General features: G+C 65.9%; 12 protein-coding genes and 1 pseudogene. 8 read left to right on the forward strand and 5 right to left on the reverse strand.

The window, feature by feature from the left end:
* Positions 1–12 precede the first annotated feature (12 nt).
* A pseudogene (locus JWQ81_RS02860) lies at positions 13–603 on the forward strand (MFS transporter); the annotation flags it as partial.
* 97 nt (positions 604–700) lie between these two features.
* Here JWQ81_RS02860 and JWQ81_RS02865 read toward each other — a convergent pair.
* Positions 701–1,864, reverse strand: a complete 1,164-nt coding sequence (locus JWQ81_RS02865) for an epoxide hydrolase family protein (protein ID WP_297537180.1) — start codon at positions 1,862–1,864, stop codon at positions 701–703.
* Positions 1,865–2,018: 154 nt separating this feature from the next.
* On the opposite strand from JWQ81_RS02865, the gene JWQ81_RS02870 reads away from it, so the two are divergent.
* The gene (locus JWQ81_RS02870) at positions 2,019–2,588 is read left to right on the forward strand and encodes a TetR/AcrR family transcriptional regulator (RefSeq protein WP_297537181.1); all 570 of its coding nucleotides are present in this window, start codon (positions 2,019–2,021) and stop codon (positions 2,586–2,588) included.
* A 300-nt stretch (positions 2,589–2,888) separates the two neighbouring features.
* On the opposite strand, the gene JWQ81_RS02875 is transcribed toward JWQ81_RS02870, so the two are convergent.
* Complete coding sequence (locus tag JWQ81_RS02875; protein ID WP_297537182.1) at positions 2,889–3,491, reverse strand: TetR family transcriptional regulator; 603 nt, start codon at positions 3,489–3,491, stop codon at positions 2,889–2,891.
* A 127-nt stretch (positions 3,492–3,618) separates the two neighbouring features.
* On the opposite strand from JWQ81_RS02875, the gene JWQ81_RS02880 reads away from it, so the two are divergent.
* Both JWQ81_RS02880 and JWQ81_RS02885 read left to right on the forward strand, forming a co-directional pair.
* Positions 3,619–6,813 carry a cytochrome P450 gene (locus JWQ81_RS02880; RefSeq protein ID WP_297537183.1) on the forward strand — a complete coding sequence of 1,065 codons (3,195 nt, stop codon included), beginning with the start codon at positions 3,619–3,621 and terminating at the stop codon, positions 6,811–6,813.
* Positions 6,810–7,934 carry a sugar MFS transporter gene (locus tag JWQ81_RS02885; protein ID WP_297537184.1) on the forward strand — a complete coding sequence of 375 codons (1,125 nt, stop codon included), beginning with the start codon at positions 6,810–6,812 and terminating at the stop codon, positions 7,932–7,934. The genes JWQ81_RS02880 and JWQ81_RS02885 overlap by 4 nt, the downstream gene beginning before the upstream one ends.
* 351 nt (positions 7,935–8,285) lie before the next feature.
* Here the strand turns inward: JWQ81_RS02885 and JWQ81_RS02890 are convergent, their stop codons facing one another.
* Together JWQ81_RS02890 and JWQ81_RS02895 are read right to left on the reverse strand one after the other, a co-directional pair.
* Positions 8,286–8,522 (reverse strand): hypothetical protein, encoded by a 237-nt coding sequence (locus JWQ81_RS02890; RefSeq protein ID WP_297537185.1) that lies wholly within the window; start codon positions 8,520–8,522, stop codon positions 8,286–8,288.
* Positions 8,523–8,615: 93 nt separating this feature from the next.
* The gene (locus JWQ81_RS02895; RefSeq protein WP_297537186.1) at positions 8,616–9,065 is read right to left on the reverse strand and encodes an Lrp/AsnC family transcriptional regulator; all 450 of its coding nucleotides are present in this window, start codon (positions 9,063–9,065) and stop codon (positions 8,616–8,618) included.
* A gap of 123 nt (positions 9,066–9,188) precedes the next feature.
* Between JWQ81_RS02895 and JWQ81_RS02900 the strand changes: the two genes are divergently transcribed.
* Both JWQ81_RS02900 and JWQ81_RS02905 read left to right on the forward strand, forming a co-directional pair.
* The gene (locus JWQ81_RS02900; protein WP_297537187.1) at positions 9,189–9,998 is read left to right on the forward strand and encodes a hypothetical protein; all 810 of its coding nucleotides are present in this window, start codon (positions 9,189–9,191) and stop codon (positions 9,996–9,998) included.
* Positions 9,999–10,142: 144 nt separating this feature from the next.
* Positions 10,143–10,889: a dienelactone hydrolase family protein gene (locus tag JWQ81_RS02905; protein ID WP_297537188.1), complete on the forward strand. Its 747-nt coding sequence runs from the start codon at positions 10,143–10,145 to the stop codon at positions 10,887–10,889.
* A gap of 16 nt (positions 10,890–10,905) precedes the next feature.
* Here JWQ81_RS02905 and JWQ81_RS02910 read toward each other — a convergent pair whose 3' ends face one another.
* Positions 10,906–11,307: a VOC family protein gene (locus JWQ81_RS02910; protein WP_297537189.1), complete on the reverse strand. Its 402-nt coding sequence runs from the start codon at positions 11,305–11,307 to the stop codon at positions 10,906–10,908.
* A 91-nt stretch (positions 11,308–11,398) separates the two neighbouring features.
* Here JWQ81_RS02910 and JWQ81_RS02915 point away from each other — a divergent pair, with 91 nt between their 5' ends.
* Positions 11,399–12,382 carry a YafY family protein gene (locus tag JWQ81_RS02915; RefSeq protein ID WP_297537190.1) on the forward strand — a complete coding sequence of 328 codons (984 nt, stop codon included), beginning with the start codon at positions 11,399–11,401 and terminating at the stop codon, positions 12,380–12,382.
* A gap of 35 nt (positions 12,383–12,417) precedes the next feature.
* Positions 12,418–13,401 (forward strand): cadmium resistance transporter, encoded by a 984-nt coding sequence (locus JWQ81_RS44765; protein WP_366942246.1) that lies wholly within the window; start codon positions 12,418–12,420, stop codon positions 13,399–13,401.
* Positions 13,402–13,855 lie beyond the last annotated feature (454 nt).

The raw sequence follows: 13,855 nt of genomic DNA on the forward strand, positions 1-13,855 counted from the left end.
CTCGCTCCGACGTCACTGGCCCTGATCGTGTCCCGGTTCGCCCAAGGCGCGAGCGCCGCGTTCGTCGCACCCCAAGCGCTGGCCATCCTCGCCGACCTGTTCCCCGAAGGTCCGGCCCGCACCAGGGCACTCGGGATCTTCCAAGGCGCGACCGCGGCCGGGGCAAGCGCCGGGATCGTCCTCGGCGGCGTCTTCACCGAGTTCACCGGCTGGCGGGTGGTCTTCCTGATCAACCCGCCCATCATCCTCGCGCTGGTCATCGCCATCCGGCGGGTGCTTCCCGCCCGGCCACGGCACGCGGGCGCACGACTCGACATCGCCGGGGCAGGTGTGGTGAACAGGGTGGTGCCCGACGGTTCGCTGTTCGAAGAGGCTACCGAGCTGGCGCGCAAAATCGCGCGAGGCCCGACGCTCGCGCACGTCGCGCACAAAGCGTTGCTGCGGACTTGGGCTACCGGCGGGTTGACGGCCGCCGACAGCAGCATGCTCGACATCGCCCTGCCACTGTTCGAAAGCGATGATTTCAAAGCCGGGATGGTGGCGACGATCACCGCACTCCGTGCCGGTCGGCCCCGTCCGCCCATCGAATTCCACGGCAGCTGACAGCGCTTCTGTGCCTATCGGGCCGATGCGCCGCCGGGAGATCACCTCACTGTGTCCAATTCGGTCAACCGGCTACTCCTACCGTTTTGCGTTCGTTTTAGGAGCGGAGACTCCTGAGGCCGGTGCGGATTTCGTTGACCAGGATCTCGGGCTGCTCGAAAGCTGCGAAGTGTCCGCCCTTGTCGGCCTCGCCGTAGTGAATCAAGTTCGCATAGGTGTCTTCGATCCAGCTTCGTGGGGGGCGCGGGACATCGCGTGGGAACACGGTCACCGCGACCGGTAGCGCCAGCTTTGGGCCGGCTAGGCTGCCCGATTTGTTCTCCCAGTAGATTCGGCCGGACGACGCGGCACTGTTGGTGTACCAGTAGAGCGATATTGCGTCGAGCATGTCATCGGTGCTGAGAGCGTCCTCGGCGAGCCCGTGATTGTCCGTCTTGGATTGAAACTTTTCGTAGATCCAGGCTGCCTGGCCGGCCGGAGAGTCCGCCAGAGCGATCCCGACGGTTTCCGGCTTCGTGGCCTGAAGGTGGTTTGATCCACCGAGATCACCGGTGTAGAGGGCGAGGGTGTCCATGGCGTAGCGCTCTTCGGCGGACAGCGTGTCGGGTATCTGCGCAGGGAAAACGTAGTGAGTGTTCAAGTGAATCCCGAGAAGACCCGCAGGCCGCATGGCCCCGAGAGCGGTTGTTACGACGGCGCCCCAATCGCCGCCTTGAGCGGCCCAGTTTCTATAGCCAAGACGCTTCATGAGTTCCACCCACGTGGTTGCGATACGTGAAACAGTCCACCCCGTATCGGTCGGCTTTTGGGTAAACCCGAATCCGGGCAGCGACGGGATGACGACGTCAAATGAATCCCCGACGTTTCCTCCGAACGCCTCCGGATCGGTTAGTGGACCAATCAGTTTCAGGAATTCGGCGATCGAACCGGGCCATCCGTGCGTCAAGATGAGGGGCATCGCATTCGGATTTTTGGACTTGACATGGATGAAGTGGATATCCAGCCCGTCGATCGCGGTCAAGAAGTGCGGGAAACGATTGAGCTCCGACTCGAACCGGCGCCAGTCGTATTCTCGCTCCCAATAATTGATCAGCGATTTCGCGTTCTGCAAGCGAACACCCTGCGACCAGTCGGAGACGGTTTCCGGATTCGGCCATCGAGTTCTGGCCAGTCGCTGCTTCAAGTCCGCAATTTCGGAGTCCGAGATCGCGACAGTGAATGGGCGGATGAGGGTTGAGGGCGCCGACGTCGGTGCGGTCATTGGCTTGTTCTCCTGAACTTTGATTCACCGTGCAGCACTTCGTTGCACACTGGTGTGCAACCTACTCCGTTGCACGTCGGTGTGCAAGCAGCCCCGTTGCACACTGTCGTGCAATAATCTGACTGTGCAGATCGAATCCGCCCGGGCACGCTCCGTGAACGACACACGGAATCGCATCCTCGACGTCGCACTCGACGTCTTGGGGCAAAACCCGGACGCCGGTATGGGCGACATCGCCTCCGCTGCCGGCGTGGTCCGCCGCACCGTCTACGGCCACTTCCCCTCCCGCGCCGACCTCGTGCGGACCCTCGCGCAACGGGCGGTGGACGAAATCGCTGCCGTACTCACCGAGGTCAACACCCCCGAGGGAGCAGCCGACGCGGTGTGGGTCGATTTCATTGCCCGCGTGTGGCCATTGGCGCGCCGTTACCGAGTGCTGTTGGTGCTTCGGCGCGGCGAGTACGGCGAGGAGATCCACGCCCTATTGGGACCAGTCGATAAGACCCTTGCCGACCTCGTGGAACGAGGCCAAAAGAGCGAGGTGTTCGGACGACACCTGCCCGCAGGCATTCTCAGCCAGGTCGCGTATGCCGCCGTGTTCGCCATCGCGGAAAACGACCTTTCCCGTGGGACCCTTGGCGCCCGCGCGGCAACAATCACGAGCCTGCTCATGCTCGGAGTTCCCGAGGCGCGGGCCAATGCTCTCGTGGGTACCCGGCCGTGACGCGCACCAGCCGACCTGCGCCGCTGGGGCGAAGCAGTGAGGCCGCGGACCCAAGAGTGGAGCATTCCGGCGCTGTGTGGCCGGCTTCGGTTCTCCTCCCGCCACGTCGAGCGGGTTGACATCGCTGCCGACTCGATCGAACTAACCGAAATATAGGTCGACCGTTTGTGGGCCAAAGATTTTCGGTGGTGGGCTTGTCTTGGTTGTCGAGCGCGATCGGCGGGAGGTCTGCGAGTTTGAGCGGTGTGCTGGGTACCTTGTGTGCAGCGATCCGCCGAATTTTCCGGCGCAGGACACTGGTCAGCTCAATCGTCCCGTCGCCAAAGCGATGGTGGCCTCGCACAAGTGGCGTAGCTGGGCGTTGGCCGATTCGTCTTCGCGTTCGGTGAGGTAGTGCAGAGTGAGCCCGTCGAACCCAGTGAGGAAAAAACGCGCGACGGCTTCGGGTTCCACGGCCAGATCCAGCCCGTCGTCTCGCGCGGCTTCGGTGATGAGGCGGATAGCGACCGCGGTGATATTGCGGGTGTGCTCGGTCATCGCCTCGTGCAAGTAGGGATCACGCAGGGCGAAAGTCGTCAATTCCGCCAGCAGCAAATGCCGGTCGCGCTGTTCCAGTACGGTCTGCCAGAGCACGTCGACCCAGGAGCGCACTGTCGCTGCGAACCCTGGCCCGACAGGTGAAAGCAGTTCCACCTGCGCGACCAGTGACCGGGTGAGTTCTTCGAGCACGGCGCGATAGAGCTCCTGCTTGGTACCGAACGTGTAGTGCACCGTGGCCTGCGCCACGCCGAGTTCCGCGGCGACCGCCCGGGTGCTACCGGCGGTGACGCCTTCGCGTGCCATCAGTTCGATCGCCGCCCGCACGAGCTGGGGTCGGCGTTCAGCGACCGATATGTGAGCCATGTGTCCACTATACCCGACTCTGTCACATGTTCAAGTCATACGACTTGGTCATCCAACATTGTCACTTGACCAAGTCGTGTGTATGTTGGGCTTCACCAACCCGCCGAGCGCCTTCGGGAGGCACCGAATGACCAGCACCCTGAACAGGACAACGACAGAGCCGATTCCGTCACCGCCGGCGTTACCGCTGGTGGGACACGCTTTGGGGATGCCATCGGACGGCATGATGGAGCACATCAGCGAGCTGGCCTCGGTTTGGGGCCCCTTGTTCAAGCTGAAGATCTTCGGCAACGAAATCATCCTGGCCAGTAGCCTCGAACTTGTCTCGGAACTGTGCGACGAGAGCCGGTTCCGCAAGAAGGTCCACGAAGATCTGGTTACCCTGCGACAGATCGGTGGCGACGGGCTCTTCACCGCGTTCTCGGATGAACCGAACTGGCGCAAGGCACACGAGATCTTGCTGCCGTCCTTCTCGCTCAACGCGATGCGCGGCTACCACGAGACCATGCTCGAGGTCACGAAGAGCCTGATCGGTAAATGGGACGCGGCCGGCGATGGCTCGGTAGACGTCACCGCCGACATGACGCGCTTCACCCTCGACACGATCGGCCTGTGCGGGTTCGGCCACGATTTCGAGTCGTTCAAGAGCGAAGAACAGCAGCCGTTCATCGTGGCGCTGGTCCGTTCGCTGGAATTCGCGCAGGCCCAGGGCACCGCGATCCCTGGCCTGGGGTTCCTCAACCGCAAGAAGACCGAGCAGTTCCACGCCGATGTCAAGGTGATGGCGGACCTCGTCGACGAGGTCATGCGCAGCCGCCGTGCGAGCGGGGACACCAGCACCGACGACCTGCTCGGCCGCATGCTGCACAGCCGCGACCCCGTGACCGGTGAACTGCTCGACGATGTCAACATTCGCAACCAGGTCATCACATTCCTGATCGCCGGGCACGAGACGACCAGCGGAGCCCTGTCCTTCGCTCTGTACTACCTGAGCAAAAACCCCGCGGTACTGGCGAAGGTGCAGGAAGAGGTCGACGCGTTGTGGGGCGATGAGTCCGACCCGCAGCCGGACTATGGCGATATCGGCAAGCTACGGTATGTCCGGCAAGTCCTCAACGAGGGACTGCGCCTGTGGCCGACCGCACCCGGGTTCGGGGTAGAACCCCTGGTGGACACCGTGATCGGCGGTAGGTACGAGGTGACGGCGGGGGCGACCATCATGGTGCTCACCCCGGAGCTGCACCGCGATCCGGTATGGGGCGACAACGTCGAACTGTTCGACCCGGAGCGCTTCTCCCCGGAACGGGAGGACAGCCGCCCGGCGCACGCCTTCAAGGCGTTCGGCAGTGGAGAGCGTGCGTGCATCGGCAGGCAGTTCGCGCTGCACGAGGCGACGATGATGCTGGCGCTGCTGGCACACCGCTTCATCCTCATCGGTGAGGACAGTTATCAGCTGAAGGTCAAGGAGACGCTGACCCTCAAGCCCGACGGGTTCACGATGCGGCTGCGACCGCGGATCGCCCGCCGGGTCGTGGTCCCGGCGCCGGTTCCGGCGAAAGACAGCCAACCTGTTACGGCGAAGAAGGCCACCGGAACCCGGATCACCTTCCTGCACGGCTCGAACATGGGCACCTGCGCCGGAATCGCCCGCGACCTGTCCGCAGACGGTGGCGAGCACGGGTTCACTACCGCGATCAGCCCGCTCAACGACGCAGTCGACCAGCTGCCGGAGGGGCCGGTCGTCATCGTCGCCGCTTCCTACAACGGGAAGCCGACCGACGACGCCAGGGAATTCGTCGAATGGTTGTCCACTGTGGAGCCTGGATCGCTGGACGGTGTGCGTTACGCACTGCTTGGTGTCGGCGATCGCAACTGGGCTGCCACCTATCAGCGGATTCCGACACTCATCGATACCTACTTGACTGCGGCCGGGGCCACCGCGCTGATCGACCGCGGTGCCGCTGACGCGTCGGGCGACTTCGCCGGGAGCGTCGATGACTGGACCGGAAGCTTGTGGACGACACTGCTCGACGAGTTCGGCACCGAAATCGCGACACTACCGGATAGCAAACCAGGCAACGGTTTGTACACCATCGAAGACGTGGCACCGTCCGCCACAGACCAGCTCGCCGCGCGATACGGGCTGCTGCCGGCCGAGGTGATCGAGTCACGGCAACTGGTCGACCTCGAACACCCACTGGGGCGGCCGAAGCAGTTCCTGAAGCTGCGTGTCCCCGAAGGCGTCACCTACCGCACCGGCGATCACGTCGCCGTCCTGCCGGAGAACCCTGCGGATCTCGTCCGGCGCGCGGCGACGCGATTCCAGCTCGACCTGACCAGGACCGTGCGCCTGAGGTCGGCCCGCAGCGCGGGGGCGATCCCGACCGACCGGCCGCTGACCCTTCGCCTGCTGCTGACCAGCTTCCTGGAATTGCAGCAGCCCGCAACCCAAGACCACGTGAGTGTGCTCGCCCAGCACACGACATGCCCGCCCGAGCGCCGCACCCTCGATGCGCTCGCCGCTGCCACACCTGAGGAATTCCACCGCCAGGTCACCGCGACCGGGCGCAGCCTGCTCGACCTGCTGACCGAGTACCCCGCCTGTGAGCTGACCTTCGAGTCCTTTTTGGAGCTCGTGCCCGCCCTGCGGCCGCGGACCTACTCGATCTCGTCCTCGGCACTGGCCGAACCCGACACGATCGACCTGATGGTCTCGGCGCTGTCTGGCCCACACCGCAGTGGCGAAGGCCTCTTCCACGGGATCGCGTCGCATTTCCTGGGCTCGGTGGAAGCCGGGGACACACTGCCGGTCAAGGTGCTCCCGGGCCGCGATTCCTTCAGCCTGCTCGAAGACGAGACGATCCCGGCGATCGTGATCAGCGCGGGCACCGGCCTCGCACCGTTCCGCGGGGCTGTGCTCGACCGGATGCACCGCCACGTGAGCGGGACCCTGTTGTGCTACTTCGGCTGTGACCACCCCGAGGTGGACTACCTGCATCGAAGTGAATTCGAGGCCGCCGACGCTGCCGGCGTGATCAGCATGCGACCAGTGTTCAGCGGAGCACCGCAGGAGGGCGCCCGCTTCGTGCAGGACCGGATACTGCGTGAAAGCGCGGAAGTCTGGGACGTTCTGCAGTCCGGCGGGCGGGTGTACGTCTGTGGTGATGGCGGCCGCATGGCGCCGGGGGTACGCGAGGCGTTCGTTCGAATCCACCTGGCACACACCGGCTCCAGTGCGGCACAGAGCGAAGAATGGCTTGCGGGACTGATCGAATCCGGTGTCTATGTGGAGGACGTCTGGTCCGGCGGGATCGCTCGATGAGCAAACTCGGGACACGCGTCACGACGGCGCTGATCGCCGGCAGCGCGCTCGGCAACGCCGGGGGAGCCGTGATGCCAGTGCTGCTGGACGGTTACGCGCGCCGGTTCGGCCTTGACTCCACCGATGCCGGGCTGGTCGCGGTCGCGCAGCTGCTGGCGACCGCCTTGTTCACCCTTTTACTGGCTTCCCGCGCTTCGCGGCCCGGCCGGGTGCGAATGGCACGGCTCGGGCTGTTGATTGCGGCGGGCGGCTTGCTCGGCGCGGCGGTGGCGCCGGACTTCGGCGTGTTGATCGCCGCGAACCTGCTGGCGGGAGCCGGGCTGGGTGCGGTGTTCGCCGCGTCGACGGCAGCGCTGGCTTCGAGCGGTGACACCGAGAAGGCGTCGACCGTCACGGTCGTCGGCAGCGTGCTGGCCATCGGGGTGCTGCTGGTGGGGCTTCCGATGGCCGACGAAGGCGTGGAGGGCGGCGGATTCGCCCTGCTGGCGATCTGTTGTTTCGCGGCTTTCCCACTGGTCGGTGGGTTGCCTGAGAATACCGTCGAGCATCACCAAAGCTCGGTGGTGAAGGTGATAGTGCCCGGAATCGTCCTGCTGGCGGCGGTCGCGACGCTGTCCGCCACGGACCAGGGCGCGTGGTCCTACACCGCGTTGTTCGGCAAGGACAACGTGCAGCTGTCGTCCTCAGCCGTCTCGACCGTGCTTGCGATCGCGACGGTCTGCGCGCTCGCCGGGGTCGTTTTTGCTTCCTGGGCGGGGAAACGCTGGGGCCGGGGTCGCACGCTGGCCGGGTTCGTGGTGGCCGGGGCGGTGGCGAAGCTGGTGGTCTCCTCAACGGATTCGGCGGTGGGGTACTCGATCGCGGCTGTGGTGTGGCAGATGTGCCAGCTCGCAATCCTGATGTTCCTGCTCGCCACCGCCGCGGAACTCGACCCCAGCGGACGGTTGGTGGCTTCCCTCAGCGGAGCCGTGGCCATGGGCGCGGGGTTGGGTCCGCTCGGTGTCGGTGCGGTACTCGACGCCACATCGCCTTCGGTGGCCGGCGTGGTGCTGGCGTTGTTGACGGTCGCCGCCGCGGCGCCGCTGATCAGACTGACCCGCCGAGTCCCGATCGCCGTTTGACCGTGATCGTAGCTGCCCCGCCGGTTTCGACCGGTGGGGCAGCCCGCTTTTCGTTTGCGGGGCTCAGGTTGTGAAAGTGGACAGAAGTGGGGGACTTCGTCAGCACTACGGAGGGTACGTTTTCGTAGGCAGGTATCGTCGGCAACCCGGCCGTCGGAGACCGCTTGGAATTGGTCTACGAGTGTCAGTTCCACCCATTCGAGCGTTACGTCGCTCTTTTGCCTTCGTTGCCGCGCACTATACGTACGACCCGAAGATCGTCGACGGGATCATCTTCCCCCACCTGCGCCGGGTCGTCAGGCGGACGCCCGAGGGACCGCTGATCAACGGGCGTACGTCGTTCATGCTCGACTACACCGAGTTGCGCGTGCGAAACCGATGAGCGGGAGCGGACGCAAACCCGGAGGACGTCTGCAGCCAGGAGCGATAGCGACGCAGCACTCGCCGCTGCAGCAGTTGGTCTGCTGCCAGCGCGCTTAGTGGACGGGCGCGGAGCGCCGGATCGAGCCCGCGGGCGATCCGGCGCAGCTGACGGCGGACCAGCGCCATGCCGGCCGCCGAGGCGAGGGTCTTGTCCGACCAGGTCACCGGTCGCAACTGCCCCGCCGCTTCCCGGCCTTCGCGCCAGCGGTTCGGAAGTTAAATATCAGAAAGCCGCCATAGTGGCTAACCCTGAAGCGCCTATCCCTGAAGGACGAGGGCCGGGTCGAGGGGGATCTCCCGTAGCACCAGCCTGCTGCGGAGTTCGCGCACGCCATGGTCGCGTTTGAGTCGGTCGATGACGTCTTCGAACTCGTTGGTGCCAGTGCACGCGATCCGCAGCTGATAGTCGTACTCACCGGTGACGTGGGCCGCCGCGATGATCTGCGGGAACTCGGCAAGGCCTCGTTCGAACTCCGCTCCGCGCAGGGGGTCGGCCAGTCGCGCTTCGGTGAACATGAGCAACGTGCGACCGAGCGCGGTCAGGTCCAGCTTTGCGTGATAGCCCAGCAGGAGGCCGGAGGCCCGTAGTCGGCGGACCCGGTCGGCCACCGCGTTCGCGCTCAGGCGTACGGCGCGGCCCAGTTCCTGGTAGGTCATCCGGCCATCGCGGGTCAACTCGGCCAGGATGTCCCGATCAACAGAGTCCACGTCCACCCTCCCTGAGGTTATCACTGGATAATAGCCCACACACTGCGTTTATCTCGGGCTGAGGGCGAGATGTGCAGTGAGGACAGTGACAAAATCGCCGGGATCACTGAGAGAGTCGTGGTCATGGACTTGATCCTGGTGAAACTGCTCCTGACTCCGACTTTGATCGCCTGTGTGAGCCTGGCTCAGCGACGGTGGGGCCCGATCGTCGGTGGCCTGCTGGTGGGCCTTCCGCTGACCTCCGCCCCGCTACTGTTGGTGCTCTCCCTCGAACGCGGCCCCCACTTCGCCGCACAGGCCGCTACCGCCGCGCTGTTTGGACAGGCGTGCGTCGCGCTGTTCTGCTTCGGTTACGCACAGGCCGCGATGCGCCACCGCCGGCAACGGTGCATCACGGCGGCGGCGGGCTGCTACCTCATCAGCGCGCTGGTCGCCGACGGACTGAGAATCTCCGTGCAACTGCTGGGAATTCTTGTGGTCACCGTGGTTGCGGTGGTCGTGTCGTACTGGCCTGTCCCAGCCGAACGGCCCGTCCGTGTCGTGCCACCGCCTGCCTGGGAGGTTCCGATGCGCATGCTGGTCTCGGTGGTTTCCACGCTCGGTCTCGCCGGGGCCGCGAGTCTGCTGGGACCGGCGCGGGCCGGCCTGCTCGCGGCATTCCCGGTGTTCGTCTGCATCCTGGTGCTGCGCACCCACCGATCCGCCGGTGACCCGGCGACCATCGCCTTCCTCCGCGGCACGGTCCAGTCGGTCTGGTCCGGAACGGCGTTCTTCCTCACCGTCGCCCTCACCATCACGACCATGGGCACGGCGGTCGCGTTCGCGGCAGCGCTCGGGGCCGCGGCCCTGGTGGCCGCGGGCACCGGGCTGCTCAGGAAGCAATCAGCGGCGCGATTCACCGTTCGCGAGCAGGCCACCTTGAATCGGGGCTAGCGACGCACAGGATGTCCGTTTCGCAACTCGACGGCGAGTTGCGGTGGCAACGACCCACACAACGACCGAAGAGCCACCTGAGGTGTCGGCGGCGGCTGGTACGTTTCAAAGATCATGTTTCGGCAAACCGGTGGAGGCACTCGCATGGCACGCGTGGACGTTCAGATCACCACGACCGACGGTCAGAGCAACGCGACGTTGCACCTCCCGGATGGCGACGGGCCGTGGCCGGGCGTGCTGGTCTTTCCCGACGCGGGAGGTGCCCGGGAGACTTTCCGGGAGATGGGGGACCGGGTCGCGAGCCTGGGTTATGTCGCCCTCGTCCCGGACATCTACTACCGGGCGGGCGGGTTTGCGCCGTTCGATATGGCCACCGTGTTCACCGATGAGCAGGAACGCGGGCGGCTGTTCGGCCTGATGAGTGTGCTCACCAACGAGCGGGTCGTCGCCGATGCCGGTGCGTACGCGGAGTTTCTGCTGGCGCGACCGGAGGTGGCGGGGTCGGCGATCGGCACCACCGGCTACTGCCTCGGCGGCCGCATGTCGATGATCGCCGCGGGTGAGCTGGGCGGCACGATCGGCGCGGCGGCGTCGTTCCACGGCGGCCGGCTGGCCGTCGTCGACGACCCGACAAGCCCGCACCTCGCCGCCGATCGTATTAGTGCCAGCGTGTACGTCGCCGGGGCGCAGGACGACAGCTCGTTCACCACCGAGCAGGCAGAGCTGTTGGACGGCGCGCTCACCGGGGCCGGAGTCGACCACGTCGTCGAGTTCTACCCGGCCCAGCACGGCTTCGCGGTAGCAGACAATGCCACCTATGACGCGGAAGCCGCCACCCGCCACTGGGCCGCGCTCGATCAGCTCTACCGCGACCACCTCGCGAAGGTCTGAACCCGACACCCGGCCGTCATCGGCGAGCGAACTTGTCGATGGCGGCCGGGGTGACCGGGGTGAAGAAGTTGACGAGGTTGCCGTCGGGGTCGCGCAGCAGGAGCGAGCGGTTTCCCCAGGGCATCGTGATGGGCTCCTGGACGAAATCCTCGACGAACCCGGCCAGGTTCCGGTGCACGCCGTCCACGTCGTCGACGAGGAACTCGAGGATGACGCTGCGGTTGTCGGCCGGGCCGGCGGCGCCGGGTGCGAACAGCGGGACGGTACGGGTGCCGGCGATCGCGAGGGTGGCCGTGCCGGTATCGAGCTCGGCGAAGTCCTCAGTCGACCAGTTCGCCCGCAGGTCCGTGGCGCGCTCGTAAAAGCCGACGAGGCGCGCGACGTCGGCGGTGATGATGCGGATCGAGACGAAGTCCATGGGTTCTCTCCTGCGTAGTCGGTGCGTCTGATCGCACGCTACGACCGATACCGGGCAGAATCCGCCCGGTATGGAGGGGAGACTTCTGGGCATGTCCCGACCGATTGCTCGCGTGCTCGCCCTGCTGGAGCTCCTGCAGTCGGGCGGTATCCGGACCGTGGCCGAGCTCGCCGACCGGCTCGCCGTCGACGAGCGCACGGTGCGGCGGTATGTCGACCACCTCCTCGACCTCGACGTACCCGTCGAGTCGGTGCGCGGCCGCTACGGCGGCTACCGGCTTGCTTCCGGTTACCGCATGCCGCCGCTCATGCTGAGCGACGACGAAGCGCTCGCCGTGCTGCTCGGTTTGGTCGCGGGTCAGCGAGCTGGCTTGATGACGGCCACGGGCACGGCGAGCGAAACAGCGGCGGCCAAGATCCGGCGGGTGCTGCCCGAGCGGCTCGGCCACAAGCTCGCCGCCGTGCTCGACACTCTCGCGTTTACGGTTCCACCCGGTGAATCAGCCGCCCCGGAGACCGAGGTCCTGCTTTCGATCGCCGACGCGGTAAGCCATCATCGGCCGATTTCGATCCAGTACACCGCCGCCGACGGTCGGCGCAGCGAACGCACACTGCACCCGTACGGACTCGTCGCCCACGCGGGCCGGTGGTACGTGACGGGTGCGGATCCCGCGATCGACGAGGACCGGACGTTCCGGCTGGATCGCATCGCCGGCGCGAGGACACTGCCCGGCGCCTTCGAACCGCCTGCTGGGCTGGATCCGGCGAAGCGTGTCCTTTCAGGACTCGCCACAGCTCCGTACCGGCATGAGGTGACCCTGCGGATCCAAGGGACGGCCGAGCAGATCCGCACCCGACTTCCCGCCAGCGTCGCTACCGTGGCGGAGCTGCCGTCCGAGACCGCGCCCTGGGTCCGCGTCGAACTGCGGGCGGAACGGCTCGACTGGTTGCCCGCCGTTCTCGCCTCGCTGGACCTGCCGTTCGTCATCGAGCGGCCGGCCGAGCTCCGCGACCTCGTCGTGGCACTCGCCGATCGACTCGTGGATTCGGCCCGGCGGCTGATGGACAGCGGCTAGCAGCCGGGTTCGCAGACGGCGAGCGTCGTGTCGCTTTGTCCGTAGTAGGCCAGCTCGCCGAACGTGACGCCGCCGATCTCGCCACCTTCGACCCGGACGGTCCCCTCGACGACCTGGCCGCGGTGACCGCCCCCAGTGCCGAGATACCCGGCCTGGTCCGGCTGTTCCTCGGGATGACCGCCGCCGCGTCCGACCCGGACCACGCGACGCACAGCTACTTCGCCGACCGCTACCGCGCCTTGCGCGAACTCGTGTCCCGCAAGTTCCGGAGCTCGACGGTGAACCCGAAAGCGGTCGACCCGGAGTTCGCCGCGCGCATCCTGATCGCCGCCTCCGATGGACTCCAGGCCCCGTGGCTCCTCGACCCCACATCGATCTGGAAGGCGACCTCATCCGGCTGGTCGAGCTTCTCAAGGTGGCTATGCGAGGCTGATACCGTGTGGACAATCGGCGAGGCCGTAGGCATGTTCGCGGCCACCAACATCGACGACCTCGTGGTGCTGTCGTTGTTTTTCGCTCTGAGCAGGCGCGCTGGGGTGGGCCCAGGACGCGTCGTGCTCGGCCAGTACCTCGGTTTCGGGGCCGTCCTTGCCGTGTCGATCGGTGGCGCGCTCGGGGTCGGTGCGCTACCGAAGTCCGTGATCGCCTATTTCGGGCTCGTGCCGGTGTTTTTGGGGCTACGCGCGGCCTGGACGACATGGCGGGGGAGTTCCGCACCCGACGTCGAGCAGGGGAGTGCGGGTGGACCGACTGTGCTTGCCGTGGCGGCAGCGACCTTCGCCAATGGCGGCGACAACATCGGTGTCTACGTGCCGGTCTTCGCGACCTCGGGGACCGGCGGCCTGGTGGTCTTCACCGTCGTTTTCCTCCTTCTCGTCGCGATCTGGTGCGCGGCCGGCCACGCTTTCGCTGCCCGGCCAGTGATCACCCGTGCGCTGTCGCGATGGGGACATGTCCTGCTGCCCGCGGTGTTGGTCGGGATCGGTGTGGTCGTCCTCGGCGGGATACTCGCCCGATGACCACGGTCCGTTTTACTGCAGCAAGGGCCGGGGCCAGCCGGGATTCGCGGAGTGGATCCGAGGGCCAGTTCCGTTATCCCGCAACGCGATTACATTGGGCAACTGCCTCCCGGGCCTGGTGTATCAGTGAGTGACGCGCGCGGCATGCAATTGTTGGCGTAGGCCAGCTTCGCCGCTGAAAGTGGCCTACGCCAACATTGATGGCTACTTTCCGCGACAATTCAGATCACCTGACTGTGTTTCGAATGTACGTTCGATCCGTAGTAGAATAAAGGAGTGCCCAGCGTAACGATCACCCTCCCCGATCCCGCCGATATCCGGCGTGCGGATCCGGCGACACTGGTCGAGTACGCGCGTGCGATCACTCGGGAGATGAACCGGTACACCGCGCTGCTGGGTCTGGTGGTCACCAAAACCGAAACCGACGGTATCAAGGCGACTCATCAGTACAACT

Origin of the sequence: Amycolatopsis sp. (assembly GCF_025464955.1) — a bacterium.
Taxonomy (GTDB): Bacteria; Actinomycetota; Actinomycetes; order Mycobacteriales; family Pseudonocardiaceae; genus Amycolatopsis.